This is a genomic window from Agromyces sp. P2_B3, from assembly GCF_056404815.1.
On sequence record NZ_JBFUDH010000055.1, the window covers coordinates 1 to 645 of the forward strand.

Genomic DNA, 645 nt, shown 5'->3' on the forward strand with positions numbered 1-645 from the left:
CGACCAGCACCGCGACCGCGGCGGCGACCGCGAACGCGGTCGCCGCGGCCCAGGCTGCTGCGACGGCGAACTCGTCCACGGACGCGTCCACGAATGCCACGGCCACGGCGAACGCGTCAGCGTCTGCTGCGGCGATCGGCGCGTCGAACACGACCGGTGACAGCGACACGAGCGCGGCAGCCACTGCCGCGACGGACGGGAACGCGAACGCGGCGGCTGCTGCTGCGGCGATCACGGACGCGTCCACGGTCACGACTGCGGACGCGAACACCACCACGGCCGGTACGGCTGATGCTGGGGTGACCGCTGCTGGTCAGACGAACACGAACGCGTCGGCATCGGCTGCGGCGGACGCGAACGCGAACGGTGCGGCTGTGGCTGCGGCGTACTCCGACGCGACCAGCACCGCGACCGCGGCGGCGACCGCGAACGCGGTCGCCGCGGCCCAGGCTGCTGCGACGGCGAACTCGTCCACGGACGCGTCCACGAATGCCACGGCCACGGCGAACGCGTCAGCGTCTGCTGCGGCGATCGGCGCGTCGAACACGACCGGTGACAGCGACACGAGCGCGGCAGCCACTGCCGCGACGGACGGGAACGCGAACGCGGCGGCTGCTGCTGCGGCGATCACGGACGCGTCCACGG

The 645-nt window shown here is 73.5% G+C and carries 2 protein-coding genes; both read right to left on the reverse strand.

What is annotated here, in order from left to right; genetic code table 11:
- The coding region (locus AC1DZA_RS20145) for a hypothetical protein (protein ID WP_476774101.1) at nucleotides 1-253 on the reverse strand (253 nt) is incomplete at its 3' end.
- Between the two features lie 60 nt (nucleotides 254-313).
- Nucleotides 314-645 (reverse strand): hypothetical protein (locus AC1DZA_RS20150; RefSeq protein ID WP_476774102.1); only part of this gene is annotated, 332 nt, incomplete at its 5' end.